Here is a 26,336-nt window from a genome sequence, read left to right as displayed (position 1 = left end):
CCCGCCGCATAGCCTGCGGCGGGCAGTTTACTTGAATTCCGCACGGAGAGGAGAACGGAAGGGAAATGCAGCGACACAAAGCGAGAGCTGGAATACTGTCGGCCATTTTTATGGGACTCGGGCAAATATATAACCGCCAATTCATCAAAGGGCTTATTTTCATAGCTGTAGAGGCTGTGGCACTTATCTATTTCATTAGCAATCTGGGAAGAGCCTTCTGGGGGATCACCACACTCGGGGAATCGCCAAGCCGGCTGGAGAAGGTTAAAGGCATTGCCAAAATGGTTCCCGGAGACCATTCCATCGTCATTCTGATTGAAAGCCTGATCACCCTGCTATTCTTTGTGTTATTCCTGATTCTCTGGTACATGAATATTAGGGATGCCTATAAAATCGGAGCAGAACGCGAAAACGGCCGTCCATCGCATACATTTACACAATCCGTACGTTATATTCTGGATTATAAATTTGCCCAGAGCTTCCTGCTGCTCCCGGGGCTTGGAATACTGTTCTTTACCATTATGCCGATCATCTTTATGATCATGCTGGCTTTTACCAACTATGCTGCACCGAACCACATTCCTCCGGCGAAGCTTGTAGACTGGGTAGGGTTCGAGACCTTCCGCAATCTGCTGGTGCTGAAATCCTGGAGCCATACCTTTTACGGTGTACTTACCTGGACGATTATCTGGGCGGTTCTTTCGACTGTAACTACTTATTTCGGCGGGATGCTGGTTGCCCTGCTGATTAACCAAAAAGGTATCCGCTTCAAGGGCATGTGGAGAATGCTCCTGATCATCCCTTATGCCATTCCGCAGATGATCTCGCTCCTCTTGATGCGCAATCTGTTCAACGGGCAGTTCGGCCCGATCAACCAGTATCTCGGGTTTTTCGGACTGCATGGCCTACCTTGGCTGACTGATCCGTTCTGGGCCAAAGTTACGGTCATTGTCGTGAACATGTGGGTCGGTATTCCGGTATCCATGCTGCTGATCATGGGGGTATTGACTACGATTCCGCGTGATATGTATGAGGCGGCTGAGGTGGACGGTGCAACCAACTATCAGAAATTCCGCATCGTCACCCTGCCGATGATTCTGTTCTCTACCGCACCTACGCTGATTATGCAGTTCGCCGGTAACATCAACAACTTCAATGCGATCTTCCTGCTGACGGGAGGGAACCCGGTGAACGGGAACTACCAGTATGCAGGTTCAACGGATCTGCTCGTTACCTGGCTGTATAAGCTGACGCTGGATCAGAACAAGAATAATATGGCGTCGGCGATCGGCATCATTCTGTTCATCATTGTTGCCGGGTTCTCCCTGTACAATTACCGCCGGACCAAATCGTTCCAAGAGGAGGATATGATTCAATGATTATCGGACGCAAAGCTGCGAACTTTATTCGCCTCTGCTTAAGCTATATTGTTCTCGTTGCCCTGGCGGTCGCTGCAATCTATCCGGCACTCTGGATCCTGCTTGCATCCTTCCGTCCGGGTAAATCCCTGTACAGCAAGACGCTGATTCCCGAGACATTCACCCTCGCCCACTATAAGGAGCTGTTCACCTCACCAGTCTATATGTTTGGAACCTGGTATGGGAATACGCTTAAGATTGCGGTGTTCTCGATGCTGATCGGGGTGGTGCTGACGCTGTTGACCAGCTATGCCTTATCCCGGTTCCGGTTCAAAAGCCGCAAGACCACCATGTCCACACTGCTGATTCTCGGGATGTTCCCGGGCTTCATGAGCATGATTGCCATCTATCTGCTGCTGAAGGAGTTCAATTTGCTGGATACTCATCTGGCGCTTATTATCGTCTATGCAGCCGGAGCACCGCTCGGAGGGACACTGATCGCCAAGGGCTTCCTGGACACGATTCCGCGTTCGCTGGATGAAGCCGCGCGGATTGACGGGGCGAGCAACTTCGGGATTTTTACCCGGATAATTCTGCCTTTATCCCGTCCGATGATCACTTATATCGCGCTGACCCTGTTTGTCGGCCCGTGGGTCGATTTCATCTTCGCCAAGCTGATTCTGCGGACCAAGGAGAACTGGACGGTCGCCGTGGGGATGTGGGATATGGTCAATACGATGCAGAATTCCAACTTCACCCTGTTCGCAGCGGGTGCGGTGCTAATCTCTGTACCGATTATGATTCTCTTCGCCTTCCTGCAGCGTCTGCTGGTTGACGGTCTGACGGCGGGGGCAAGTAAGGGTTAGGAATTCAGGAAGTTAGAAATATAGGAAGTTGTCCATGTTTGTACGAATAACAGGTGCGGCCTTGAAGCAGTTCTGAGGGGCTGCACCTTTCTTTTGTCGGGAAATCGTGATCTGGTTGATAAGGGGAGAATGTAATGCAACGGTGGCGATTCATTAATTTCAGCTCGGTTGGCGTCAAGTTATTCGTAATTCTGTTCTGTACTATTGTCCTGTTGTCCTCAGTTCTAGGCTTAACTTCCTATTATGCGGCAAAAGGGATCATTACCGATGAGGTGGCAGCAGCCTCCTCACAGTCTATTGTCCAGGCGGCGGACAAGCTGGATTTCCTGTTCGCTGAATATGAAGCGCTCTCCAGGCAATTCGCTGTAGATCCGGCGCTAAAGGCTGATATGGAGACGGTTAATCTTCCAACCGCCGGTACGGTTGCGCGGGCAGCCGCAGAAGACCGGATACGCCGCAAGCTGGACTCCGTCAGAGGATCGGATGAGCGGCTGCTTGGTGTCCGGCTGGTCGCAAGAAGCATGGTGGACGCCGAATCCTACAAATCGACGGGGATTAGCGGTGTGCGCAGTGATGAGGGCATCCTTGCCCGGATGAAGGAGATCGATAACGGTAAAGGCAATCCCGTCTGGTTCCCCGTCCGGGCTAGAGGCTTCTTCGACGCGTACAGCGAGTCCGCTATGACGATGGGCCGTCTGCTGCGGAATATTCAGAATCCGGCTGCCGAGTATTACATGCTGATTGAGGTGAAGGGCCAGGCGCTGACGGATGTGCTGTCCAACCTGCATATCGGGCTGGCTGGAGAGATCCGCATCCTCGATTCTTCGGGTCGGGTTGCATACAGTGCTGACGATGCACTGCTCGGGCAGGCTTCTTACATACATAGCGGAGAGTTGAAGGCCGGAACGCAGAAGGGTGAGGAGCAGAAGCTGCCGGGGGCAGGGAAGAGTGAGGAGCCGGATCTGACCGGGCAACGGGAGAATGAGGGACAAGAGCCGGCCGGAGCACCGCAGAGGGAGAGCGGGAAGCGGTCCTTCACGGCGGGGGATGAGCAGGGGAGTCCACAGCTGGTAGTCTACCAGCCGCTGAGCACAGCGGACTGGACGCTGCTGGGCTATGCGCCGGTGAGTGATTTTACCAAATCTGCCGACAGGCTGCTCTACATAACCTTGCTGGTAGTCTTGGCTGCAGCCTTGATTGCTCTCATCATCGGCTATGTTCTGGTGCGGCTGATCGGCCGTCCGCTTGGCAAGCTGGCCCGGCTGATGGAAGAGGGCGAGCGGGGCAATCTGCAGGTGCGGACCAGCTTCAAGGGCCGGGATGAGATCGGGCGGGTGGGTCACAGCTTCAACCGGATGATGGAGCAGATCTCCCGGATGGCCGGGCAGAGCAGCAGTTCGGCTGCGGAGGTGCTGGCAACCTCGGAGCAGCTCGTTGCCGCTTCCGGCGCGATTAGCGGCCAGGCCAGTGAGGTCGCGACTGCCACCGGTGAAATTGCCGGGGGAGCCGCCAGTCTGGCAGCCGAGGCCGAGAGCAGCAATGCCAAGGTGGAGCTGATGGGCGGCAAGACCAGCGAAGTGGCTGAGAAGAATGCAGTTATGGCAGCATCCGCAGAGAAGGTCATGGAGGTCAGTGACCAGGGAGCGGAGCGGATGAAGAAGCTGGTATCGCAGAGTGAGGATGTGCTGAAGCTGATGGACCTGATTCAGGAGAATTCAGCCATGCTGCGGGATAGCACAGTGCTGATCCGCAGCATCCTCTCCCCGATGATTGCGATGAACAAGCAGACGAATATTCTGGCGCTGAATGCTTCAATTGAAGCCGTGCGCGCTGGCGCCGCCGGGAGAGGCTTCATTGTCATTGCCAATGAGATCAGAGGGCTGGCCAATCAGTCGAGCGAGTCGATTGCCTCCGTCTCCCGAATTACCGAGGAGATCAGCGGTCATATCGAGAACACGGTTAAGGTTGTGAGTGAGGCTGCGCCGATGTTTGGCAGCCAGCTGGCCTCGGTCCGGGAATCCTCGCTCATCTTCGCGAGTGTAAGGGCCGAGATGGAGGTGTTCAGCGGATACCTGGGCCAGTCTTCGGCGGCTGTCTCCGAGCTGGCCGAATACCAGCAGCAGCTGGGACAATCCATGGCAAGTGTGATCTCGGTAGTGCAGCAGACCAGCGCCTCTACGGAAGAGGTGGCGTCCATGTCCTCACAGCAATTCACGGTCAGCAGGGAGCTGGTCGCCCTCTCGGGCAAGCTGGAGGAGCTGGCGGAGCAGCTGAAGCAGTCGATGATTTCTTTTCAGGGTTAGGGCTGAAGGGATAAAAGGATGAAGGGAGAGCGGTTGTGGAAGCGTATTGCGGGAACCTGCGCTTTTCTATAAGATGGATGAGGTTAGATGCAGGATATCTTGAATACTGAAGGTGATGTCATGGACAAGCATTTATTTCTGAACGGCGGCGGTCCGCCGTTTACCCGTGGTCTGGCACGGAGATTCGTAAGCGTAATGGCAGCAGGACCAGTCGCTGTGTTATTTGAAGAAAGGGAAGACTGGCCGGACTATATGCCTGCCTATATGCAGCCGCTGGCTGACGCGGGAATATCCGAATTCTGTTATCTGCCGCTGAAGTCTACTGAGGTGCATACTGCTATAGAGAGCCTCCAGGCCTGCGGCGGGATCATCATCGGGGGCGGGGATACGGATCTGTATGCCGACCTGATTGTGGATACCCCTATCGGTGAGGTGATCCGGCAGCGTTATGAGGCGGGAATACCGGTTGCGGGATTCTCGGCAGGAGCGTTGATTAGCCCGGAGCGGTGTGTAATTTCCGCCAAGGATAATGAGAGCAGACAATTCAAACACCGCAAGGGTCTCCATCTGATTCCTGATCTGCTGCTATCTGTCCATTTCACCCAGTGGGATGAGGAGGAGCATTTACGGACAGCGGTCCGTACCCTCGGCGAGCTGCCGAATTACGGAATTGACGAAGAGACCGGCATCTACCTGCTGAACGGACAGCCCGAAGAGATAGAGGGCGGCGGGGTGTATAGTCTGGTGAATGGAATATTGACAAGAATCCACTGAGGATGATGAGCGGGAGCAGAGGGCGCGGGCCTTCTGCTCTTGTTTTTTGCGCCGGGGAACCTGGGTATGTAGGTCCAGACTGGTATGAAGGCATGTAGCGGAATGTAATCGAAAAACCGATCACATTTTGCTGGCGAGGGGAGCAAAGGCGGATTGTAATCGAAAAACCGCTCACATTTTGCTGGTGAGGGGAGCGTGGGCGGAATGTAATCGAAAAACCGATCACATTTTGCTGGTGAGGGGAGCGTGGGCGAAATGTAATCGAAAAACCGATCATATTTTGCTGGTGAGGGGAGCGTAGGCGGAATGTAATCGAAAAACCGATCACAATGTGTTGGGAGGAGGCATCCGGGCCCGAGGGGTTAACCCGCTGCTTGTCCTGCCTACGCTCAAGCGATACACTTGTGCTATCGATACTGGCAGAGGGGAGGCGGGCGGTGTGGCAGAGATGAACGGGAGTCTTTTTGAGCAGGGATTGCTGGAGAGGGATTACAGTCCGCACTTTCTGGCTTATTACTATAGGCAATGGAGCAATTACGCGATGCCTTACCATCATCACAACTCCACGGAGATCATGTATCTCATCTCAGGCAGCTGTGTGGTGGAGGTGCGGGATGAAGCGGGCGGCGATACGCCCTTCCGGCTGAAGCGGGGAGAGATGATTCTGCTGGATGCGGAGGTGCCGCACCGGCTGATTGTGGGAGAGGGCTCCTCCTGCCGGATGCTAAACGTGGAATTTGCTTTTACCGAATATGGGGGCGTAGTTCCGTCCATTGGCAGCTTGGCCCGGGAGGAGGAGGTGCTGGCAGAGCTGCTTCGGCATCCGTTCGATAGTCTGGTGTTGTCCGATCAGGAGGAGGTCTTCCATGTGCTGAAGGCGCTGGTGCTGGAGCTGGATCAGCGCGGGCGGAAGGGGAGCAGCATGGTGCATCTGCTCTTTGCGGAGCTGCTGCTGCGTCTGGCCCGGTTGCGCATGGAGTCGCTCCCGTCCAGCCAGCAGCCCTCACAGCTCTATGTGCGGCGGGCCATCGAGTTCCTGCATCAGAATTATGACCGGAGCATTCAGGTTAAGGAGGTTGCGCTCTCCGTGAATGTTCACCCGGGTTATCTGCACCGCATCTTCAGGACGCACACGGGGCAGACCCTGACGGACTACTTGAACCAGCTGCGTATGGAGAAGGCCCGGATGCTGCTGGGTCAGGGGGAGATTCCGGTAGCGGAGATTGCCGACTATGTGGGGATCAGCAGCAGGCAGTATTTTCATCTGCTATTCAAGAAGTATTCAGGCTGTACTCCTATCGAATACCGCAACTCTATCGAACGCCACTACTGGAGTGAAGGATAGTTTCGTGTTCAACCCTGGAGGGGTATGGTATGGAGAAGGTTAGGATTGTTGACAGGTTACCCGCAAAATGGTCATGATATTGGTTACGCTTCCGGCAGTCCCCTTGTTACAATGGACAGGAGTCAATAATTCATTGCCGGAGGATGATTATTATGTCTTTTAAAGTAACTTTTATCGGGGCAGGCAGTATCGGATTCACCCGCGGACTGCTGCGTGACCTGCTGACTGTGCCGGAATTCCGTAATATCGAAGTTTCGTTCATGGATATAAACAGCCATAACCTGGACATGGTCACTGAGCTGTGCCAGCGGGATATTAAGGAGAATGGTCTGGATATCACTATCTCTTCCACGACGGACCGCAGGGAAGCGCTCAAGGATGCCAAGTACGTATTTTGTACTATCCGTATGGGGGGCTTGGAGGCCTTCGCTACCGATGTGGATATTCCACTTAAGTATGGCGTGGATCAGTGTGTAGGAGATACGCTGTGTGCAGGCGGGATTATGTACGGGCAGCGCGGGATTGCGGAGATGCTGGAGATCTGCCGTGATATCCGTGAGACAGCTGCTCCGGATGTGCTTCTGCTGAATTACTCGAATCCGATGGCTATGCTGACCTGGGCCTGCAATAAATACGGCGGTGTGCAGACCATCGGGCTGTGCCATGGCGTGCAGCATGGGCATTCGCAGATCGCTCAGGTGTACGGCCTGGAGAAGTCGCAGGTGGATATTATCTGTGCCGGAATCAATCACCAGACCTGGTATATCTCTGCGAAGCATGAGGGCAAGGATCTGACGGCGGGTCTGCTTGAGGCCTTCGAGAAGCATCCCGAGTACAGCCGCACCGAGAAGGTGCGGATCGATATGCTCCGCCGCTTCGGCTATTACAGCACGGAATCGAACGGACACCTGAGCGAATATGTGCCCTGGTACCGCAAGCGCCCGAGCGAGATCATGGACTGGATCGATCTGGGCGTATGGATCAACGGGGAGACGGGCGGCTACCTGCGGGTCTGTACGGAAGGCCGCAACTGGTTCGAGACGGATTTCCCGAACTGGATGAAGGACCCGGCGCTGGAGTACATCCCGGAGAAGCGGGGAGAGGAGCACGGCTCGTATATCATCGAAGGGCTGGAGACAGGACGCGTCTACAGAGGTCACTTCAACATGGTGAATAACGGCGTCATCTCCAATCTGCCGGATGATGCCATTATTGAAGCGCCGGGCTACGTGGACCGTAACGGCATCTCGATGCCGCTGGTCGGCGACCTGCCGCTCGGCCTGGCGGCCGTCTGCAACGTCAGCATTTCCGTGCAGCGCCTGGCGGTGGAAGCGGCTGTGCATGGCGACGACAAGCTGCTGCGCCAGGCGTTCATGATGGACCCGCTGGTCGGTGCCGTCTGCAATCCGAAGGAAATCTGGCAGATGGTTGACGAGATGCTGGTGGCCGGAGAACAGTGGCTGCCGCAGTACAGCGCAGCTATTGCAGAAGCGAAGGAACGCCTCGCCTCCGGTGATCTGATCCCGACGAATGCCAGCAACGAAGGTGCGGCCCGACTGAAGGTGAAGACGGTAGATGAGATGATGCAGGACCGCGAGGCCGCGAACAAGAACGCCGGGGAATCCGACAAGGGCAAGGACAGGGAGAAGGTGCAGTAAGCGGAGGAGACATAAGTCTGGGCGGAGCGGAGAAATATTGGAATGAGGGCTGTCCCAAAAGTCATGATGACTGCTTGGGATAGCCCTTTTTGTGTAGAGTTGGAAGTGTGCATGAGCGCGTAGGGTCCAGTGTGTGTATGCGAAAAACCGAACACAATTTACTCAACGTAGGCGCTTGGGTCAGATGTATGCGAAAAACAGCATCCTTTCCCTTAATGGGGGAAATAGGCAGGTGTAATCCCTCACTCCCGAATCAGCTTCTCCTGCTGCAGACGGTGGATCTTGCGGCGGACGGGTATGCTGAGCCAGACGAAGAACAGGCCCAGAATGATAACAGACACTCCCACGATGAGGTTGATTTTGTAGATGTTAGATGAAGTATTCAGCGTAATCAGCATGAGATTTAAGGAGCCGATGATCAGCTCCATGAACGCGAGGGACAGATAGACTTTATAGATTCTCTGATAGTGCTTGATCTTGGAGTCTGCATCGGTATAGATCTGGAAGGGGCCTTCTGAGGCCTTCCTTCTGAAGAACACCCAGCGTTGGTTCATAAAGGCACGATTGGCCTTGTTAGGGGTCCCGGACGGCACCCGCTCGGCTCCGGTCTCCTCCATGAATTGCAAGTAGCCTGCCGCCTCCTTCGGGTCCTTCTCCAGCAGCTCAATCCGGTAAATATACTCCCCCTTAGCGCTCTCTTCGAACACATAACGGGCCCAGGAATGCTCCACCAGGGCCAATCCCTTGGCCGACATTTCATTCAGCCACGCTTCTTCCTTCTCGTAATCCATGAAAAATTTGCGCACCACCTTACTCATTACGCTTCGCCTCCCATTAGCTTTCTTCCATTGGTGAGCAGCTCGTCAAGCCGGGTCATTTCATTCCGGACTATCGATTTGCCCAGCTCTGTAATCTGATACTCCTTCTTGCGGGAATCTTCTCCGCCAGCCAGCAGCGTGATCCATCCTCGTTCCACAAGTGTGCTTAACGCCCCGTATAACGTGCCTGCACCCAGCTCCACACGCTGATTGCTCAGCAGCTTCACGTTCTGCATAATCCCGTAGCCGTGCATTGGGGTGAGCAGTGACAAGAGGATATAATAGACGCCTTCAGTCAGCGCCCCGTATTCATTGTTGCCGGACAATGCCATCACCTTCCTTATCGCGCATCTTTAAATCTCATTTCACAGACCGGAAATTTCCTTTGTATCATTCGGCGTTATAGCATCTGACGTTATACCATCAATCGTTATATCGTCAACCGATAGATTTAGTATATCGGCTGACGATATAATAGTCAATAGACTTTTGCGGCACAATTGGATTCCACGCATCAAAAATCCCCCGCCCGCCGTTCGCACGGTTTGCAGGGGATCGTCTTTACAATATGAATCTGCGCGTAACGCTCGCTCTACGGTCAGCCGGAGAGCAGGCGCTCAGGCTTCGATTGCCTTTTTGCCGAAAAAAGCCTTCAGCGCCAGATACACTTCCTTCTTATCCTTAATCACATAATGCATGAACTGCTCCTGCTTCAGGTGGCGGTAGGCGGACATCAGGGTGCTGCTGCGGTTGTACTGGTTCACCTCGCCGTAGCCGAACATGTTGCTGCGCTTCAGCAGCTCGCCGATCAGCTTGACGCAGCGCTCATTGTCGGAGGTCAGATTGTCGCCATCCGAGAAGTGGAAGGGATAGATGTTGTACTTGGCAGGCGGATAGCGGCTGTCGATAATCTCCAGTGCTTTCTGATACGCCGAGGAGCAGATCGTCCCCCCGCTCTCGCCCCGGGTGAAGAAGTCATGCTCGCTGACCTCCTTAGCTTCCGTATGATGGGCCAGGAACACAATATCCACCTTCTCATACTGGCGGCGCAGGAAGCGGGTCATCCAGAAGAAGAAGCTGCGGGCGCAGTATTTTTCAAAAGTGCCCATACTGCCCGAGGTGTCCATCATGGCAATAATCACGGCATTCGAGTGAGGGACCGTGATGTCATCCCAGGTTTTGTAACGCAGATCATCGGGGCTGATGCTGTGTATTCCAGGGTTGCCGCTGCTGGCATTGCGCCGCAAATTCTCAAGTAACGTACGTTTTTTGTCGATGTTCGACATCATGCCTTTTTTGCGGATATCGTTGAAGACAATCGATTTGACCTCAATCTCTTCCTTATCCTTCGGCTTCAGATGGGGAAGCTCCATGTCCTGGAACAGTATATCCTCCAGATCCTCCAGATCGACTTCGGCCTCAACGGTATCTGCGCCGGGCTGATCCCCCGCTTTATCCCCTTTGCCCGGCTGGGCCGACTGGGAATCGCGGCCAAGTACATCCCCCACCTGGCTGTCCCCGTCCCCCTGGCCGACATGCTTCTGCTTGCGGAAATTATAGATAATCCGGTATTCATCCAGACTGCGGATCGGCACCTTCACAATCTGCTTGCCGCCCGACAAAATAATATTCTCTTCAGTAACCAGATCGGGCAGGTTGCCCTTGATGGCTTCTCTGACCTTTTGCTGGTGACGCTCCTGATCCTGATGGCCTTTGCGGTGAAGGGACCAGTCTTCTTTGGATACGACAAATGCGTATGGACCGGACGGCTGGGACAAGGATGACCACCTCCCATGGACTGTATTCTTCGGTATTGTCACTACGGAGACTGAGACGAAGCAGCAGGTTGTAACTAAAGTATATTCAGGGAGATGGGGGATATGTGAGCAGTATTATTCACTGATTTCTTCAATGAGCAGCCGATAGCTGTTAGAACGGGCTTCACCGGAGTACCGGCGTCCGTCGATGGTGAACAGATACAGGGCGGCCGCAGAGCCTTGAAGATCCTTGCCCATATAATCCGCATTTATTCTGACAAAATAAGTGAGTGTGACGGTCTGCCCCGCTTCCAGCGTTCCCAGAGCAACTGTTCCGCTATACGGCGTACCGGGCACGGCGATAGCGCTTATGGTAACGATATCGGGATCAATGACGGTACCCTGCGGTACAATTCGGATCACCGAGACCTCAGCCGGATAATTCCCGCGGTTGGACACGTAAATGTTGAATTCAGCCATGCCTCCAGCCTCGACAACGGGCGGTTCTCCCTGAATCTGAATGGAAATGATGGGCGTGAACAGCAACGTGGTCACCGTATTGGAGCGGGAGAGCTGCCCGACATTGCGCCCGTCCGGCAGGGAGAACGTATACTGGACCACTCCCTGATTCTGAATGGCCGGCGTCTGGCGGATATCGGTGGCACCTGGAATAGATACGAGAAAATCTACTGCCACAACAGCGCCTGCCCGTAAGGTGCCCAGCGGAATTCCGTCCCCGGGGCGGACGCCCCTCTGGGGAACCCCGTCAATACGGACGCTGTCCCAGACGAACAGTACACTTGGCGGAATGGCGTCCGTCAGCAGCGCGTTCACCGCCAGATTGCCGCTGTTCTGTACAGTGAACTCGTACCGCAGGTTGTCGCCGGGCGCTGCGCTGTAGAGATCAACCTTCAGCGTTACCGATAATCCGGGCTGGATGACCGTAATCTGAACCGTGTTGCTTGTGGTGGAGGTTCTGTTGTCGTTAGCCTCATAAGAGATCTGTGCATTCGCCAGAATCACCGATCCTGGAGGATTCGAGGTCACCCTAGCACGGTAGGAGACCTCGGCGGCTGCGCCTGCTGGGAGTGAACCCAGCCCGATGCCTGAAGCCGGGTCGGCCTCAGGCTGATAAATCCCGGCTGCGGTAACACTTCCGGGAAGGAATGAGGTGCCTTCCGGCAGGGGGAGCACAGCAAGGACTCCGGTCAGCGGCAGGGTGCCTTCATTCCTGAGCTGAAGGGTATAGGTGACGACATCCCCAATGAAGGTAGTGGGAGTGCTGGCCGAGAGCAGTGAGGATAACTGGTAAGACAGCAGGGAGACACTGACCGGATTGGAGCGGATCTCCCCGTTCACCGTTCTTCCTTCAGGTGTACTGAAGGAATACGTGCCAACCGCCCTGTTATGCAGCGCGAGTGAAGGCGGAAGCGAGATGACAATGACCTGGAAGGCGATACTGACTCCCGAATGGGGGGCGAGTAGGCCCAGAGGAATGCCGGAAGACGGAGTGACCCCCGGAAGGGGGACTCCGTCTCTAAGCACACTATTGGCAATGAACGAGACGCCTGGGGGAAGCACATCCGTGATGGTGACAACCGCCCCGGTATTGCCGCTATTCCTGGCGGTCACAGTGTAGACGAGCGTCTCTCCCAGGGAGGCGCTCAGGCGGTCTGCTTGCTTCTGCAGCGATAGTACCGGACCTACGACAAGCGTATTGACGGTATTGGAATAGGTAACCGATTCAGTGCCCTCTGCCGAGCTGTACAGAACCATGGACTGATTACTTACGACAGGCTGGAGCTGTGAGCCGTCTGTCATATGACGATGACCTGAACCTGGAAGGTTACCGTTGTGGTCGCTCCCGGGGCGATCGTTCCGATCACGATACCAGTGCCCGGATTGGCTCCGGGACGCGGAGTGCCGTCCACAGTTACGCTGCCAGCAACGAACTGGCTGCCGGCCGGGATCGGGTCAACAAGGACCACATTGTTGACGGGAACAATGCCGTTGTTGGTTACGGCAATCGTGTAGGTGATGATATCGCCGACAACCGCGTCGACAGCTGGTGTGCTCTTCACTGCTGTTACATCCGGTGAGGAGACCGGGATGACGAGTGTATTCGATAGTGTAGAGCCTGAGAGCAGACGTCCATCCGGCGGCGTGAAGGTGAAGGTTGCCGCCGCCTGGTTCACTAGCTGCTGCGGTGAAGGCAGGGAAGCGACAGTTACCTGCAGGGTGACTGTCATGGTGACGGTAGCTCCGGCTGCAACGGTGCCAAGATTGATGCCGGTAGTCGGATCTGCACCCGGAACAGGCTGGCCGTTGATCAGGACGCTGTTCGGAATGAATACAGCTCCTGCCGGAATGGAGTCTGTTAAGGTAACAACCGCTGCAAGATTACCCGTATTCGTCACACTGAGGAAATAAGTGACGGTATCTCCAACCGTGGCATTAGTAGTATCCGCAGATTTCAGGACACCGATAATCGGCTGGAATACCGGGGTAATCAGATTATTGGAATAAGAGGCGCCGGAGAATGCCCCGGAGGTGAAGCTGACCGAAGCCTGATTGTTGAGTGTGGCCGGATTAGGAAGACTGTTGACGAGAATATTGAAGGTGACCTGGACCACTGCACCAGGGGCGATAGTGCCGAGCGAGATCCCGTTCGCAGGGTTCCCTCCCGGCAGCGGAGTGCCGTCCACGACCACGCTGCCGGCTACAAAGGAAGAACCGGCCGGAATCGGATCACTCAGCACCACATTGCTGACCGGGGCAATACCGCTGTTGGTAACTGTAATACTGTACGGAACGGTATCGGTCACTACGGCATCGGTAACAGTAGTGCTCTTGACCACAAGGACATTCGGCGAAGATACGGAAATCTGGTTGATGTTCGAGCTGGCCGACTGGTTGAAGACGCGTCCGTCAGGCAGCGTATAGTTAAAGGCGATAATGGCCTGATTGCTGAGCTGCTGGCTGGCTGGCAGCGTGTCGATCACCACAGAGAATAGTACGGCCAGTGATGCACCGGCTGCAACACTGCCCAGAGGGATTCCGGTAGCGGGATCTGCACCCGGAGCAGGGAAGCCGTTAATCAGCACACTGTTCGGAACCAGAGTTGTACCTGCGGGAATGGTATCAGTCAGCGTGGCCGATGCCGCATAGTTCCCTGAATTGCTGACATTGACGGTATAGACAATGGTATCGCCTACCGTTGCATTCTGAGAGCTGGAGCTCTTGGCTGCAGCGATAACCGGCTGGAAGACCGGAGTGGTCACAATGTTCGAGAAGGCTACACTGGACAGGGCGCCGGAAGTGAAGCTGACGGATGACTGATTGTTCAGTACACCTGAAGCCGGCAGAGAAGTAACCGTTACGTTAAAGGCCACCGTTACAGAAGCGCCCGGAGCGATGCTGCCTATGGTCACCCCGGTAGCCGGTGAAGAAGCAGGGCGGGACACGCCGTCTACGAGCACACTGCCCGGAACAAAGGCGGTACCGGCAGGCAGAGCATCTGTGAATACCACATTATTAACCGTAGCAATACCGTTATTGGTCAGGGTCACGGAATAAGTGATGGTGTCGCCCACATGGGTTGCGGTGGTTGCGGTGGTTTTGACGACAGCCAGATTCGGGTTCGAGACAGGGATGGTCAGGGTGTTGGTGAGCACCGACCCTCCCAGGGTTCTTCCGTCAGGCAAGGTGAAGCTGTAAGCAACCGTTCCCTGATTCACCAGCAGCTGCGGCGATGGCAGTGAAGTGATCACCACCGAGAACGAGACAGCTACAGTCGCCCCCGGAGCGACAGTTCCGGCAGCAATTCCTGTGGAGGGATTAGCCTGCGGCAGAGGCAGCCCGCCAATCAGCACGCTATTGTCTACAAAGGTGGTGCCGGCCGGAATATTGTCCCTAACCGTCAGGCTTGCTCCATAGTTGCCTGTATTGGTGACATTTATGGTGTAGGTTACGGTATCGCCGACCGTTGCATTTGCAGTATTTGCAGTTTTGGAAGCAGCGATATTCGGCTGGAAGACTGGGACTGCGACCGGATTCGAGAAGGTGGAGCCGGTAAAGACGCCGGAGGTGTAAGTGACAGTCGCCTGATTATCGATCGCGGCATCCAGAGGCACCGAGGTTACGGTAACGCTATAGGAGACCACCGTAGAAGCGCCGGAGGCAAGTGTGCCGATAGTGATCCCCGAGGCCGGATTGGCACCCGGGAACAGCACACCGTTCACCGATACACTGCCCGGTACGAAGGTAGCCCCGTCCGGTGTTGGATCACTGAGCACGACATTGTTGACAGGGTCCATCCCGTTATTAGTGATGTTCACGGAGTAGGAAATCGTATCCCCAAGGGCAACGGAAGTGGAAGTTGTGCTCTTCACCACCGCCAGATTGGGGGCGGAGACTGCGATGGTTACGGTGTTGGAGACGGCGCTGCCGCTCAGCAGCCGTCCGTCGGGCGGAGTGAAGGTATAGGTGGAAGTGGCCTGATTGACAAGCTGCTGCGGTGAAGGCAGAGATACGATGAAGACGGTGAAGCTGACGGATACACTTGCCCCGGGAGCGACGGTTCCGACTGTGATTCCGGTATCCGGTGCAGCCCCCGGCTGAGGAAAACCGCCGACAATGACGCTGTTGGGGTCAAAGGTGGTACCGGCCGGAATATTGTCGGTTAACGTGACATTGGCCGCAACATTACCGGTATTGCTGACCAGAATGGTATATATGACCGTATCACCGACTGTAGCGTTCAGGTCATTGGCGCTTTTGACAAGGGAGATCTGCGGCTGTGTGACCGGAGTGGTGGTGACGTTGGACGATGAAGAGCCGGAGAAGACCCCGGAGGTGAAGCTGACGGTGGACTGGTTATTCACCTGTGAAGGAATCGGCATGGTTATTCTCACCTCGAATGTGACGGCAACGGAGGCTCCAGGCCCCAGGCTGCCGATTGGGATGCCGGCGGACGGAACTGACAACGGCTGGGAGACGCCGCCGACAATTACGGTTCCGGGAAGAAAAGCTGTATTCTCTGGCAAGGGATCGCTGAGAATGATGTTGCTGACAGAAGTAATACTGTTATTCGTCAGCACAGAGGTGAAGGTAAGAATGTCTCCGGTCACCGCATCAATGGCATTGACGCTTTTGACAACACTGACATTCGGTGCCGAGACGGGAACCGTAAGTGTGTTCGACACTGTGTTACCGCCGAGCTGACGGCCATCCGGCAGTGTGAAGGTGAATGAGGCGGCGGCCGAATTAAGCAGCTGCTGGTTTGGGGGAAGCGAAGTAACCGTAACAAGGAAGCTGACTACGACGCTGTCTCCGGGAGCAAGCGGCCCCACCGGAATGCCAGTTAATGGGCTATACCCGGGCAGGGGGGTCCCGCCTATACTTACGCTGTTGGTCTCGAATACCGTCTGCGGCGGCAGGGCATCGGTCAGATTCAGCATTGCCGCGATATTGCCAGTGTTGCTGGCCAGGATGGAGAAGGAGAGCAGACTGCCGACAGAGGCCTGCGCAGGGCTAGAGGTTTTGACAAGTCCAATGACTGGAATGAAGACCGGGGTAGACACTGTATTGGACAGGGCTGCTCCGCTGAATGATCCGGCCGTAAAGGATGCGCTGGCCCGGTTGCTCAGCTGAGGCGGGCTTGGAATAGAGTTCGCATTAACCTGAAAGGCAACGATGCTTGTGGCGCCCGCAGCAAGTGTTCCGAGAGCAATCCCGGCATTTGGATTGGCAGAGGGTACGGCCGTTCCGTTCACCGTAACAGTTCCTGCTACAAAGGCACTGCCTGCCGGAGCCGGGTCAGACAGCACTACATTATTAACAGCTACGCCGCTGGGGTTGGATACAGAGACGGTGTAGGTAAGATATTCGCCTACAGCCACTGAGGTGAGATTGGCATTTTTGAGAATCGTGATGTTGGGGGCAGAGACTGGAATAGTTACCGTATTGGATACACTTCCGCCGGACAGAGAGCGCCCGCTGGGCAACTGATAGGTATAGCTGCTGCTGCCCTGGTCCGTCAAGGTTGCCGGAGACGGCAGGGATTGGACAGCGGTCAGGAAGGTTACGGTCAAGGCGGCTCCCGGTGCTGCAGACCCGAGAGGGATTCCGCTTACCGGAGAATCTGACGGACGGACCACACCGTTTACGGTGACGCTTCCGGCGACGAAGGCAGACCCGGCAGGGATCGTGTCAGTTAAGGTCACCGTTGCTGCGAGGTTGCCAGTATTTTGTACTTGCAGGGTATACAGAACATTTCCTCCAACCGTGGCGCTGCTTGGGCTGGAGCTTTTGACGATACCGATTATTGGCTGGTACACAGGAGTGAGGATTGTATTGGACTGTGTGATGGCGTTAAATGTCCCCGAGCTGTAAGAGGCTGATGACTGGTTGGCAAGCTGGCCGTTTCCCGGCACAGAGGTGACACTAACCTGGAAGGTTACCGTTACGCTGGTGCCCGGAGCGATAGTACCCACAGATATCCCTGAAGCCGGATCAGCCGAAGGCCGGGCGGTACCCGCCACCACCACGCTTCCGGGCACTAGAGTGCTGCCTGCGGGTATCGCATCAGAGAGCACAACGTTAGTGATGGCGACGATTCCGTTATTAGTAACCACAGACGTATACTGCAGGGTATCGCCTACGGCGACATCCGGGAAGCTGGCGCTTTTGACAAGGGCAACATTCGGCAGTCTGACCGGTATGGTGAGCGTATTGGAGGCAGCCGTACCGTTCACGGTCCGCCCGTCAGGAACCTGGAAGGTATAGGCGGCTGTAGCCTGGTCCACCAGCTGCGGGGGAGAAGGCAGACTGTTCACCAGTACACGGAACTGGACCGTAGAGCTTCCTCCCGCCGCGATGGTGCCGATGGCGATCCCGGCGGCGGGATTACCCGCCACAGGCGTGCCGTTTACCGTGAAGCTTCCCGGAATATAGGAGCTGCCGGCAGGAATGTTATCCGTGAGCGTAGTAGTGGCGCCGATATTGCCGGTGTTGGAGATTTGCAGGGTGTAGAGAATTTGGTCTCCGACAGTTGCGTTGGTCGTATTGGCGCTTTTGACAATGCCGAGAACGGGAGAATATACCGGCAGTGATTGTGTATTGGATGGAATGACTCCGCTGACAATCGGGCCTCCGGCTACACTCTGGAAGGTGAAGGCAGCGTTAGCCGTGTTGGGCACAAATTGCGGATTCGGCAAGGAAGTCACCCTGGCTTGATAAGTCACCGTTATGGAAGTGCCCAGAGCAAGTGAACCCAGCGGGATGCCGGAGGTTATATCATAAGTCGGCCTGGCAACACCGGCTACCACCACGCTTCCTGTGACAAAAGTAAGACCTGCCGGTAATGCGTCCGACAATACAACACTGGCTGCGCTTGCCGTACCTGTATTGTTGACCGTTACAGTGTAGGTGACCAGATCACCAACGATGGTACCGGCGACATTTGCGCTTTTGGTCAAGGAGATCTTGGGCGCATTAATATCTATTTGCAGCCCGTTGGCGTTAACGACATACGCATCGCCCGATGTAGTCAAGGTCAGGAGAGCCGAGGACTGGTTATTGACCAGGCGTGCAGAGACATCCACATTTGTAATATCCCAGCCCTGCCGCCCGCCGATAATGTTGGAACCCGGACTGCCGTTGGTCTGGTTACGGGTGCCGAACGTGCCGGTCGTATTCAGATTGCCGGTATCATTGTTAATCTGCGAGGCGAAGAAGTTGCCCGCAAAATTGTTAGGCCCGGAGAGGGCGACTTGAGTGGTAGAGGTAGGGCCGAATAGTGCCTGGTCGCCCGAGCGGTTGGCATCTCCTTCCTGGGCGCTGAACTGGATACGTCCGCCCAGCGCACCGGTGACGGGGGTGGCGAACCCGGTAATCGTCGTAACTACCGGTGCCGAGGAGGCTTGGACAAGGACAGCACCTGCGCGCAGAGACATGTTGCGGAAGGGCAGCGACGGATTCTGGTAGATAACGGCAAGTGTCCAGCCGGCATGGTTGGCAGTGGAATCACCGGGAATTACGATAGTCCCAACTACACCGCCAGTGACATAGGTTCCGGCACCGGAGGCTTGAATGGTGCTGGTGACATTGGCGGAACGGACATATGCGAGTGCACCGCCGCCCAGATCCACCGAATTGGCTGTGGCTGAATCGGGGGTTACACTGACCGTGTTCCCGAGCGGTGTAGTGAAGGATACAGGGTTGTTGATTGCCGCAGTGAGATTTACGGTACCGTTAACATAGGAGCCGCCCCAGATCAGCTCGGCATACAGAACTGTGCTTCCGGCAGGGAGAACCAGAATGGCTGCTGAACTATTGTTCTGATATAGACTGGTAGTGCCGGCAGGGTAAGTGCCGTATACAGAAGCTGTATTAATCGTAGAGAAGCCTCCGATACTGTCCTGTGTACCCGGTACACCGGCAGTTTCAGAGCGGCTTAGTCCCAGCGTGTTGCCAGTGAAAGTGATGGCGCCTGTTGCATTAACCGTAGACCGAACGACTAGAGGAATAATTTTCACCTCCTTTTGAGTAGAAGCTCAGACAGTCAAAAAAAAGCAGACCGGCTCCTGTGTGAGCCGATATGCCATCTTGCTTGTGTTGTATTAGCCTATGTTCCGTTTTGGGCAATCTTGTATGTCCACCCCGAATTTTATAACATATATTTCCTGTTCTGCAGCCGAAGCCGGCGCTCTAGCAGTGCCTGTGGTTCAGGCAGCACCTTCCGGCTCATCGCCTCGAGTTCCTCATCGGTAATCTCCCGCTTAATGACGGCGAAGTGGTACATAATTTCGTGAATGACATTGGACTGCAGCGTCTTCAGAACCTCGAGCTCTTCCGCATCATACAGATTGTCGTCATACGGATATTGATAGAACAGCTCCATCCGCAGCAGTCTGAAGTCAAACGGCGGCAGCGGCACGGGATAATCCGGGATCTCCGGGCACAGCGGGCTTTGATAGGGCTGGAAGAAGCAGCCGGTGAAATACCGTGGGGTATACTCATCGAACTTTTGCTTAAACATAGGGTTGGAGGCATGCGGGAAGCTATGGGCATAGGGTGAGAGAATACACACGACCGCTTGGTGCGTGCTTATTCTATAAATCTCTGACATCGCTGCAAACAGATCGTTCACGTAAGGCATCACCCGGCTGGCCATAACGAATTCAGCCGTATTGTCGGGCAGGGGGATTCCTTCGCAAATATCGCAGACGATATCCACTCCGGGGTACTGGGTGCGGTCGATTCCCAGATACCCGGACTCTTTGCCGGGGCCGCAGCCGATATCGATTCTCAAGGATACCACTCCTTCAAATGCTGAATAAGGCTCTTCATGTATTGTATTAATCCGGCGCTTCTGTGCGTACGGCTGATGCCCAGCCCGTAACGGCAAGTTTACACTACCCGGTATGCGGGGTAATCCTTAGGTAAGGTAAGCAGCACATAACGAACAGAGGAGGCACACATCATGAGACTAAAGCGTACTCTACCTGCAATGGCAGCAAGCGCTGTATTGATGCTCACCCTGACGGCTTGCGGCGGGAACAGCCCGGCTGAAGCTCCTGGAGCGTCGTCCTCAGCAGGCTCTTCGGGCATCCCTGTACAGACGGAGGTGGTACCTCTCGCCAGTCCGGTGCTGAAGCCTGGTCCTTCCGCAGCCGCAGAATCCGAGAAGATTCAGGGCTCCGGCACCTATGTCGGGCAGATGGATCCCCATTCCGTGGAGATTGTGACAGAGGAAGGGCCCACAGCCTTTGAACTCGGTGCAGGAACCGAGGACGCGCCGGAATTGCTTGAGATGGATGATACTGTAGTATTTACCTATGTGGAAAAAATAGTCGGAAAAGATCCTAAAGTGATCCAGCGCATATTGTCCAGTCTGAGCAAAACGGACTGATTCGGCAGTGTGCCGGAACCGGGACTGTAATGGCGGAATCCCCCCTTGGTATCCTGCTGTTGCAGTCCTTTTGCTGTCTTTGAAACCGGTTCCAAAGGTTATTTTATTGTAACCGGTGCAGAGAGAAACTTTTTCCACCCGGCTTGCGTCAAAGAGATAGCAAAATGAGATAGGTGTCCAATCCGGGAGGGTGAGCTTGTGAAAAAGTTATGGATTTCGATTGTCGCAGGATTATTGGTGGTACCGATGTTGTTTCAGGCTCCGGCCCAGGCAGCAGCTAAGCCCATCAGAGTAATTATTGACGGGGTGACCTTGTCCACAGATCAGCCGCCGGTAATGGTGAACGGACGGACTATGGTTCCGCTGCGGGCTATCTTTGAAGCCTTCAATGCCGACATCAAGTGGAATCAGAAGACACAGACAGTAACAGCTTCCCAGAACGATACAACGATTGTACTGAAGATTGGCTCCAAGATCGCAACCATCAACAACAAGGCAGTCAGCCTGGATGTGCCGGGCCAGAATCTGAAGGGCCGCACAATGGTGCCTACCCGGTTCGTGAGTGAAGCGCTCGGCCGCGAGGTCGGCTGGAATCCGGCTGCGCAGATTGTAACGATCACCACTCCGGTTCCGGTTGGCGGGAATGCGGCTCCGGTATCGGGAGTAGCCGCCCAGGATATCGGCGATTATGGAGACGGCCGGGATCTGCAGGTCAGCTTCAACCGTGCAGCTGACGAGTCGCTGGTGGATCACTACCGCGTACTTATCGCCAAGAGCGGTACCACACTGAATCTGTCGTCTGCACTGGCAGTAGGTTCCTCTAACTATTCCGTTGCTCTGGTAACAGGAGCCAATCCTGTTGTGAAGCTGAACGCTGCCGCCAGAACGATCGACGGTGACCTGATTAAGAATAATCAGGGATATAGCGTATATGTAGTGACAGTCGGCAAAGGCAATAATACCAGTGCCCTCTCCAGTGCAGCTTCCGTTATTACATTGCAGAATAAGGCAGTTCCGGCACTGGGCACCGTCCAGGCAACGGATACCAGTGATTACGGCGATGGCCGGGATCTCTCTGTCAGCTTCAACAAGCTGGCCGATGAGAGTAAGATAAGCTCCTACCGGATCTTCGTAGTCAAAGCGTCCAATTCCACGGTGTTTGACCTGGGCAGAGCCAATGCGGTCTCCAGCAGCAATTACACGCAGATCAACAAGACGGGGAACAACATCAGTATGAACCTCTCCTCCGGCTCCAGAGATACAGATGGAGCGCTGATCAAGACGGGTGTCAGCTACCGGGTATACGTACTGGCGGTTGACAGCAGCAATGCTGCGAATAATGTGCTGTCACCTGCTTCGGCGGCCTTTACACTGGCCAATGCAGGGGTATCCAACCTGAATGTGACCGATGTGAACGATTATAATGACGGGCGGGACTTGAAGGTTACCTTTAACCATGCCTCAGACGAGACCAATATCAGCCAGTACCGCATTCTGGTTGTGCCAACGAACTTTTACAGCAGCTTCAGCTTAAATGATGCGAATAATGTATCCAGTGCGAATTATACGGCGGTAAACACATCAGGAACCTATACCGAGCAGATACTGAATTCCTCCAGCAGAGATGTGCGCGGTTCCCTGATCAGGAACGGAACCAGCTACAAAGTGTATGTGCTCGCGGCAGGCAACTGGAACAATTCGGGCTCGAATGTGCTTTCCGCTGCTTCTCCGGCGATTACGCTGGTGAATACCTCCGGCCTCAGTGCCATTTCGAATCTAGGTGTGAGTGATGTGAACGATTATGGAGACGGCCGTGATCTGAGAGTATCGTTCAATCATGCCGGAGACGAATCCTACATCAGCCATTACCGGATTCTGGTGGTGCCTATGAATTATTACAACAGCTTCAGCTTGTCGGATGCGAATAATGCGGGGAATTATACAACCGCAGGTACATCCGGGGACAGCACCAATCAGGTGCTCGATGCTTCAGCCAAAGACGTACGCGGTGCAGCCATCAAGCCGGGAGTCAGCTACCGGGTATATGTATTGACGGTCAGAAACGGCAGCTACCAGGGAGCTAATGTATTATCGGAGGGATCGGCAGCCATTACCTTATCGGCTAAGCTTCCCGTCACCTCCGTGACGAATGTGACCTACGGCATGGATAACGGCAAACTTGCGGTTAACTTCACCAAGTCTGCCCGTGAGTCGAATATTTCCGAATACCGGGTATTCGTTGTCCCTTCCAAGCAGAGCTTCGGTACTGCAGAAGCCCTTAGCGTGCAATCGTCTTACTACAGATCAGCAGTCCCTAACGGAAGCAATCTCTCGATAGCGGCTGCAGCCAGAGATATTAACGGTAACCCGATAGTAAAAGGAACCAAGTATAAGGTATACGTGCTTGCGGTAGCCAACAGCTCTGGAGTGCAGAACGGCGGACTGTCCGATTCAAGCGAAGAATTCGAAATATAAGAGTCCGGCTCTGTTTAGAGGGTTGCACCAAAAAACACAGCATGTCCCGGTTAGGGGATATGCTGTGTTTGCTGTAGAGCGGCTATCAGGACGCTCCGGCATTCACCAGAACAACGGATAGCAGAAGCATGAACAGAAGCAGGAAGCCGGCGTTGATGATGGTGCCAATGACAGCAAAAACCTTGCGCCTTCTTCGCAGGGTCAGACCGATAATACCGGTAACCGCCCCGATGATATTCACTGCGACCAGGATCAGCATCGTCAGGCCCAGATACATGATCGTTTCTGCCGAACCGGCAATCAGCATTTTATTCTCATTCATTAGAGAAGCTGCTTGGGCTCCTACATACACGAAAGTAATGGCGTAACAGATCAAGGTAATCAGAGCGATTACGAACGAAGCGATACCGGGGCCCGAGTGTTTATAATCGCGTTTGTTCTCCTGGTAAGCATAATCCGGGTTCATGTCTTGTTCCGAAGAGCCCCATCTTGCAGGCTCGGTTGCTGCGGTGTCCGGTTTGGGAGGTGAATGATAGTCCATTTGGCTGCACTCCTTGGGGTGTAATAGGTTATTACTACCACTTCATCATAACAGCGCTCTAAATGCAAGTCCTCAGGACATACAGCTACATAATGATGCGGCTGGCAAAAGGCGAAGCTGATTGTTAAGATAGGAGAAGTTCAACTCAGGGAAGGAGCTGTATATCCATGCAACGAAGATTGGTAGGCTGGGGAGCCTTGCTGGGTATGCTGTCTGTTGCCATTGGCGCGTTCGGATCGCATATCCTTAAGCCTGTAATCAGTGAGCACTATCTGCAGGTGTACGAGACGGGCGTACAGTATCATATGTTCCATGCGCTGGCCCTGATACTTATCGGGCTTACCGCTGGGCAATGGGGCGAAAGTGTCCGTCTGCGCTGGGCAGGGCGGCTGATGGTTGCCGGGGTTGTCCTGTTCTCGGGCAGCCTGTACATCCTCAGTATTTCCGGTGTCAAGGTTCTCGGAGCAATCACTCCGCTGGGAGGCGTATGCTTCATTGCGGGCTGGATCTGCCTGGCCTTGGAGGCCTTCTCGCGCAAGAAGTGAAGTGCGGCAAGAGCTGCGTATTCGCCAAAATAATCGTAAGAGAAAGAAGCACCCGCCCCCGGAACCCGGAGCGGGTGCTTCTGTGTCTTACAGAAATTCATCGATTTCATTAAGCTTGAACGTGTAGACCTGCTTCTCGTCTACATGGTATACACTCAGCGAATTCTCCGTTTCGTCTAAGTTCAGAATACGGCAGGGCATGGATACCTGTTTGCCATGCCGGTTCGCACGCAGCCGGACGAGCTGGTTATTCTGAATGTACTGTCTGATTTTGCCGAATACATCTGCTGGAGTTTCTGCCGGTGCTGCTACAGGCTTCTTAGCTGCGGGCTTCTCCGCAGGCTTGGCTGCCTGAGGGTCTGCCGGCTTCTCCGGCAATTTCACTGGCACCGGAGCAGGTGTGAAGCTGTCATTCTTCAGAGCCATTTTTGCGGACTTCAGCAGATGATCAATGGCTCTTCCAAGCTCCAGCCCGGAGTTGATGTTGAAATCAGTGACTTTGTCGCTTGAATTCAACATTTCAAGCAGGAACTGCAGCGCAAGCGGGTTGGTGCGGGCATTAATCAGGATGTCGACATTGAAAAGATAATTGCCGTCGGTGTGTTGTAGTTTCTTATCCATTAATCCCCCAGCTTAATCGTTAGTCACGATTTCTTTAATTTAAATTAGTGTATAAACTATACCACTAAATAAGCGGAAATTATATACCCTCCTGCATAGAAATAAGGACTTCTGACCCTCCGATTTCTCCATGAACTAGGACCATCGTCCACACGCGCTCCGAAATGAAAGCATAACCTACAACGTGAGTGTGAAAAGAAGGAGGTGCTGCAAATGGTAACGTTAGAGCCTATGCAGGTCGGCGGTCATGTCCTGGTGGGAGTTGAGGTGAAGCTGCCCAAAACTACGCTGCTCAGCATCAGTACAGACAAGGGGTATATCATGTGCGGGGCGCTGGATATAGGACTGCTGAACGAGGTGCTGAGCGACCGGCAGATTATTGCGGCAAGGGCTGTCGGGGTGCGCACGCTTCAACAGCTGCTGGCCGCGCCGCTGGAGTCTGTAACTATAGAAGCAGAAAAGCTGGGAATCGTTCCGGGCATGTCCGGTGCAGAGGCCCTGCTGCTAATGATGTAAGGCGCATATCGATGTGTAGTCAGCCAAGGAGCTTCCCGGCCCCTTGGCTGACTTTATTCTGTCTTGAACCGCCTCATTTAGCATAACCGGCGCTTGCTTGGTTCATCCTACGGGTGAAGACACAAGCTTGCAGCCAGCGGGCGGGGAAGAGGGCTTGTCCGGGGTCAGACTTGTTTCGCTCTCCAGGCAAAAGGGTAAATGGAGAATAGACAACTGCAAGGCCGGACAATGGACAAGCAGCCGGCTAAATTCAATGGATAAGGAAGGGATCATCTCATGGCTAAAGCATCAAACAAAGTGAACACCGCTTCATTGGAACAGGTACTGAACCGTCAGGTTGCCAACCTGAACGTATTGTATGTGAAGGTGCATAACTATCACTGGTATGTGAAGGGTGAGCAGTTCTTCGCCTTGCATGTGAAGTTCGAAGAGCTGTACGATGATATTACACTCAAAATGGACGAGGTGGCTGAGCGCCTGCTGAGCATCAAAGGCAGTCCTGCAGCAACTATGAAAGAATATCTGGAGCTGGCTACCATTCAGGAAGCCACAGGCAAAGAAGATGCCCGCGGTATGGTTCAGGCGCTGATTGAAGACTTCGCTACAGTGGCTGAAGAACTGACAGAGGGCATCGAGCTGGCGGAAGAAATCAGCGACCAGCCGACAGCAGACCTTTTCATCAAGATCCGCACGGATCTGGAGAAGAACCAGTGGATGCTGCGCGCTTTCCTGGGCTGATTGCCGGATAAATAGCACAATGAATTGAATATAGGAATAAAGTCTCCCTTCGGGAGGCTTTATTTATTTTTCAAAATATAAGGATTCATGTGCTTCATACACACCCCT

19 protein-coding genes are annotated in these 26,336 nt (G+C 54.4%); 11 read left to right on the top strand and 8 right to left on the bottom strand.

Annotation, left to right across the window (positions count from 1 at the left end; genetic code table 11):
* Positions 1 to 65 precede the first annotated feature (65 nt).
* From MKY96_RS19255 to MKY96_RS19230, 6 genes are all read left to right on the top strand, one after another.
* Entirely contained in the window at positions 66 to 1,379 is a 1,314-nt protein-coding gene (locus MKY96_RS19255; protein ID WP_340942437.1) for a sugar ABC transporter permease, read from the top strand.
* Positions 1,376 to 2,224: a sugar ABC transporter permease gene (locus MKY96_RS19250; RefSeq protein ID WP_340942434.1), complete on the top strand. Its 849-nt coding sequence runs from the start codon at positions 1,376 to 1,378 to the stop codon at positions 2,222 to 2,224. The genes MKY96_RS19255 and MKY96_RS19250 overlap by 4 nt, the downstream gene beginning before the upstream one ends.
* A 134-nt stretch (positions 2,225 to 2,358) precedes the next feature.
* Entirely contained in the window at positions 2,359 to 4,527 is a 2,169-nt protein-coding gene (locus tag MKY96_RS19245; RefSeq protein WP_340942433.1) for a methyl-accepting chemotaxis protein, read from the top strand.
* A 120-nt stretch (positions 4,528 to 4,647) separates the two neighbouring features.
* Positions 4,648 to 5,301, top strand: a complete 654-nt coding sequence (locus tag MKY96_RS19240) for a Type 1 glutamine amidotransferase-like domain-containing protein (protein WP_340942431.1) — start codon at positions 4,648 to 4,650, stop codon at positions 5,299 to 5,301.
* A 448-nt stretch (positions 5,302 to 5,749) separates the two neighbouring features.
* Positions 5,750 to 6,646, top strand: a complete 897-nt coding sequence (locus MKY96_RS19235; RefSeq protein ID WP_340944647.1) for an AraC family transcriptional regulator — start codon at positions 5,750 to 5,752, stop codon at positions 6,644 to 6,646.
* 152 nt (positions 6,647 to 6,798) lie between these two features.
* On the top strand, positions 6,799 to 8,304 hold the full coding sequence (locus MKY96_RS19230; RefSeq protein WP_340942429.1) for an alpha-glucosidase/alpha-galactosidase: 1,506 nt from the start codon (positions 6,799 to 6,801) through the stop codon (positions 8,302 to 8,304).
* Between the two features lie 242 nt (positions 8,305 to 8,546).
* On the opposite strand, the gene MKY96_RS19225 is transcribed toward MKY96_RS19230, so the two are convergent.
* The 6 genes from MKY96_RS19225 to MKY96_RS19200 form a co-directional block, all read right to left on the bottom strand.
* Positions 8,547 to 9,122 carry a DUF2812 domain-containing protein gene (locus MKY96_RS19225; RefSeq protein WP_340942428.1) on the bottom strand — a complete coding sequence of 192 codons (576 nt, stop codon included), beginning with the start codon at positions 9,120 to 9,122 and terminating at the stop codon, positions 8,547 to 8,549.
* Entirely contained in the window at positions 9,122 to 9,454 is a 333-nt protein-coding gene (locus MKY96_RS19220) for a PadR family transcriptional regulator (RefSeq protein ID WP_340944645.1), read from the bottom strand. Before MKY96_RS19220 ends, MKY96_RS19225 begins: the two co-directional genes overlap by 1 nt.
* 285 nt (positions 9,455 to 9,739) lie before the next feature.
* Entirely contained in the window at positions 9,740 to 10,900 is a 1,161-nt protein-coding gene (gene yhbH / locus MKY96_RS19215) for a sporulation protein YhbH (RefSeq protein ID WP_209872814.1), read from the bottom strand.
* Between the two features lie 114 nt (positions 10,901 to 11,014).
* A complete protein-coding gene (locus MKY96_RS19210) occupies positions 11,015 to 12,700 on the bottom strand; it encodes a hypothetical protein (RefSeq protein ID WP_340942425.1) in 1,686 nt (561 codons plus the stop codon).
* Positions 12,697 to 19,416 carry a DUF7507 domain-containing protein gene (locus MKY96_RS19205; protein WP_340942423.1) on the bottom strand — a complete coding sequence of 2,240 codons (6,720 nt, stop codon included), beginning with the start codon at positions 19,414 to 19,416 and terminating at the stop codon, positions 12,697 to 12,699. Before MKY96_RS19205 ends, MKY96_RS19210 begins: the two co-directional genes overlap by 4 nt.
* Before the next feature lie 131 nt (positions 19,417 to 19,547).
* Complete coding sequence (locus tag MKY96_RS19200) at positions 19,548 to 20,192, bottom strand: methyltransferase domain-containing protein (protein WP_340942421.1); 645 nt, start codon at positions 20,190 to 20,192, stop codon at positions 19,548 to 19,550.
* A gap of 171 nt (positions 20,193 to 20,363) precedes the next feature.
* Between MKY96_RS19200 and MKY96_RS19195 the strand changes: the two genes are divergently transcribed.
* Together MKY96_RS19195 and MKY96_RS19190 are read left to right on the top strand one after the other, a co-directional pair.
* Positions 20,364 to 20,792: a hypothetical protein gene (locus tag MKY96_RS19195; protein ID WP_340942418.1), complete on the top strand. Its 429-nt coding sequence runs from the start codon at positions 20,364 to 20,366 to the stop codon at positions 20,790 to 20,792.
* 198 nt (positions 20,793 to 20,990) lie between these two features.
* Complete coding sequence (locus tag MKY96_RS19190) at positions 20,991 to 23,267, top strand: copper amine oxidase N-terminal domain-containing protein (protein WP_340942416.1); 2,277 nt, start codon at positions 20,991 to 20,993, stop codon at positions 23,265 to 23,267.
* A gap of 85 nt (positions 23,268 to 23,352) precedes the next feature.
* On the opposite strand, the gene MKY96_RS19185 is transcribed toward MKY96_RS19190, so the two are convergent.
* Positions 23,353 to 23,808: a hypothetical protein gene (locus MKY96_RS19185; RefSeq protein ID WP_340942415.1), complete on the bottom strand. Its 456-nt coding sequence runs from the start codon at positions 23,806 to 23,808 to the stop codon at positions 23,353 to 23,355.
* A gap of 167 nt (positions 23,809 to 23,975) precedes the next feature.
* Between MKY96_RS19185 and MKY96_RS19180 the strand changes: the two genes are divergently transcribed.
* Entirely contained in the window at positions 23,976 to 24,353 is a 378-nt protein-coding gene (locus MKY96_RS19180) for a DUF423 domain-containing protein (RefSeq protein ID WP_036721421.1), read from the top strand.
* 87 nt (positions 24,354 to 24,440) lie between these two features.
* Here MKY96_RS19180 and MKY96_RS19175 read toward each other — a convergent pair whose 3' ends face one another.
* The gene (locus MKY96_RS19175) at positions 24,441 to 24,974 is read right to left on the bottom strand and encodes a hypothetical protein (protein ID WP_340942413.1); all 534 of its coding nucleotides are present in this window, start codon (positions 24,972 to 24,974) and stop codon (positions 24,441 to 24,443) included.
* A gap of 213 nt (positions 24,975 to 25,187) precedes the next feature.
* Between MKY96_RS19175 and MKY96_RS19170 the strand changes: the two genes are divergently transcribed.
* On the top strand, positions 25,188 to 25,490 hold the full coding sequence (locus tag MKY96_RS19170; RefSeq protein WP_340942412.1) for a YunC family protein: 303 nt from the start codon (positions 25,188 to 25,190) through the stop codon (positions 25,488 to 25,490).
* Between the two features lie 276 nt (positions 25,491 to 25,766).
* Positions 25,767 to 26,228, top strand: a complete 462-nt coding sequence (locus tag MKY96_RS19165; protein WP_036692784.1) for a Dps family protein — start codon at positions 25,767 to 25,769, stop codon at positions 26,226 to 26,228.
* Positions 26,229 to 26,336: the final 108 nt, after the last annotated feature.

It is taken from the genome of Paenibacillus sp. FSL R7-0302, from assembly GCF_038006885.1.
Taxonomy (GTDB): Bacteria; Bacillota; Bacilli; order Paenibacillales; family Paenibacillaceae; genus Paenibacillus_AQ.
The sequence above is the reverse complement of the archived record's forward strand: the minus strand, read 5'-3'. Positions and strand labels throughout refer to the sequence as shown.

Coding starts and splice junctions, on each gene's coding strand:
- MKY96_RS19255 (WP_340942437.1), top strand. CDS start 66: ATGCAGCGACACAAAGCGAGAGCTGGAATACTGTCGGCCATTTTTATG.
- MKY96_RS19250 (WP_340942434.1), top strand. CDS start 1,376: ATGATTATCGGACGCAAAGCTGCGAACTTTATTCGCCTCTGCTTAAGC.
- MKY96_RS19245 (WP_340942433.1), top strand. CDS start 2,359: ATGCAACGGTGGCGATTCATTAATTTCAGCTCGGTTGGCGTCAAGTTA.
- MKY96_RS19240 (WP_340942431.1), top strand. CDS start 4,648: ATGGACAAGCATTTATTTCTGAACGGCGGCGGTCCGCCGTTTACCCGT.
- MKY96_RS19235 (WP_340944647.1), top strand. CDS start 5,750: ATGAACGGGAGTCTTTTTGAGCAGGGATTGCTGGAGAGGGATTACAGT.
- MKY96_RS19230 (WP_340942429.1), top strand. CDS start 6,799: ATGTCTTTTAAAGTAACTTTTATCGGGGCAGGCAGTATCGGATTCACC.
- MKY96_RS19225 (WP_340942428.1), bottom strand. CDS start 9,122: ATGAGTAAGGTGGTGCGCAAATTTTTCATGGATTACGAGAAGGAAGAA.
- MKY96_RS19220 (WP_340944645.1), bottom strand. CDS start 9,454: ATGGCATTGTCCGGCAACAATGAATACGGGGCGCTGACTGAAGGCGTC.
- MKY96_RS19210 (WP_340942425.1), bottom strand. CDS start 12,700: ATGACAGACGGCTCACAGCTCCAGCCTGTCGTAAGTAATCAGTCCATG.
- MKY96_RS19195 (WP_340942418.1), top strand. CDS start 20,364: ATGAGACTAAAGCGTACTCTACCTGCAATGGCAGCAAGCGCTGTATTG.
- MKY96_RS19185 (WP_340942415.1), bottom strand. CDS start 23,808: ATGGACTATCATTCACCTCCCAAACCGGACACCGCAGCAACCGAGCCT.
- MKY96_RS19180 (WP_036721421.1), top strand. CDS start 23,976: ATGCAACGAAGATTGGTAGGCTGGGGAGCCTTGCTGGGTATGCTGTCT.
- MKY96_RS19175 (WP_340942413.1), bottom strand. CDS start 24,974: ATGGATAAGAAACTACAACACACCGACGGCAATTATCTTTTCAATGTC.
- MKY96_RS19170 (WP_340942412.1), top strand. CDS start 25,188: ATGGTAACGTTAGAGCCTATGCAGGTCGGCGGTCATGTCCTGGTGGGA.
- MKY96_RS19165 (WP_036692784.1), top strand. CDS start 25,767: ATGGCTAAAGCATCAAACAAAGTGAACACCGCTTCATTGGAACAGGTA.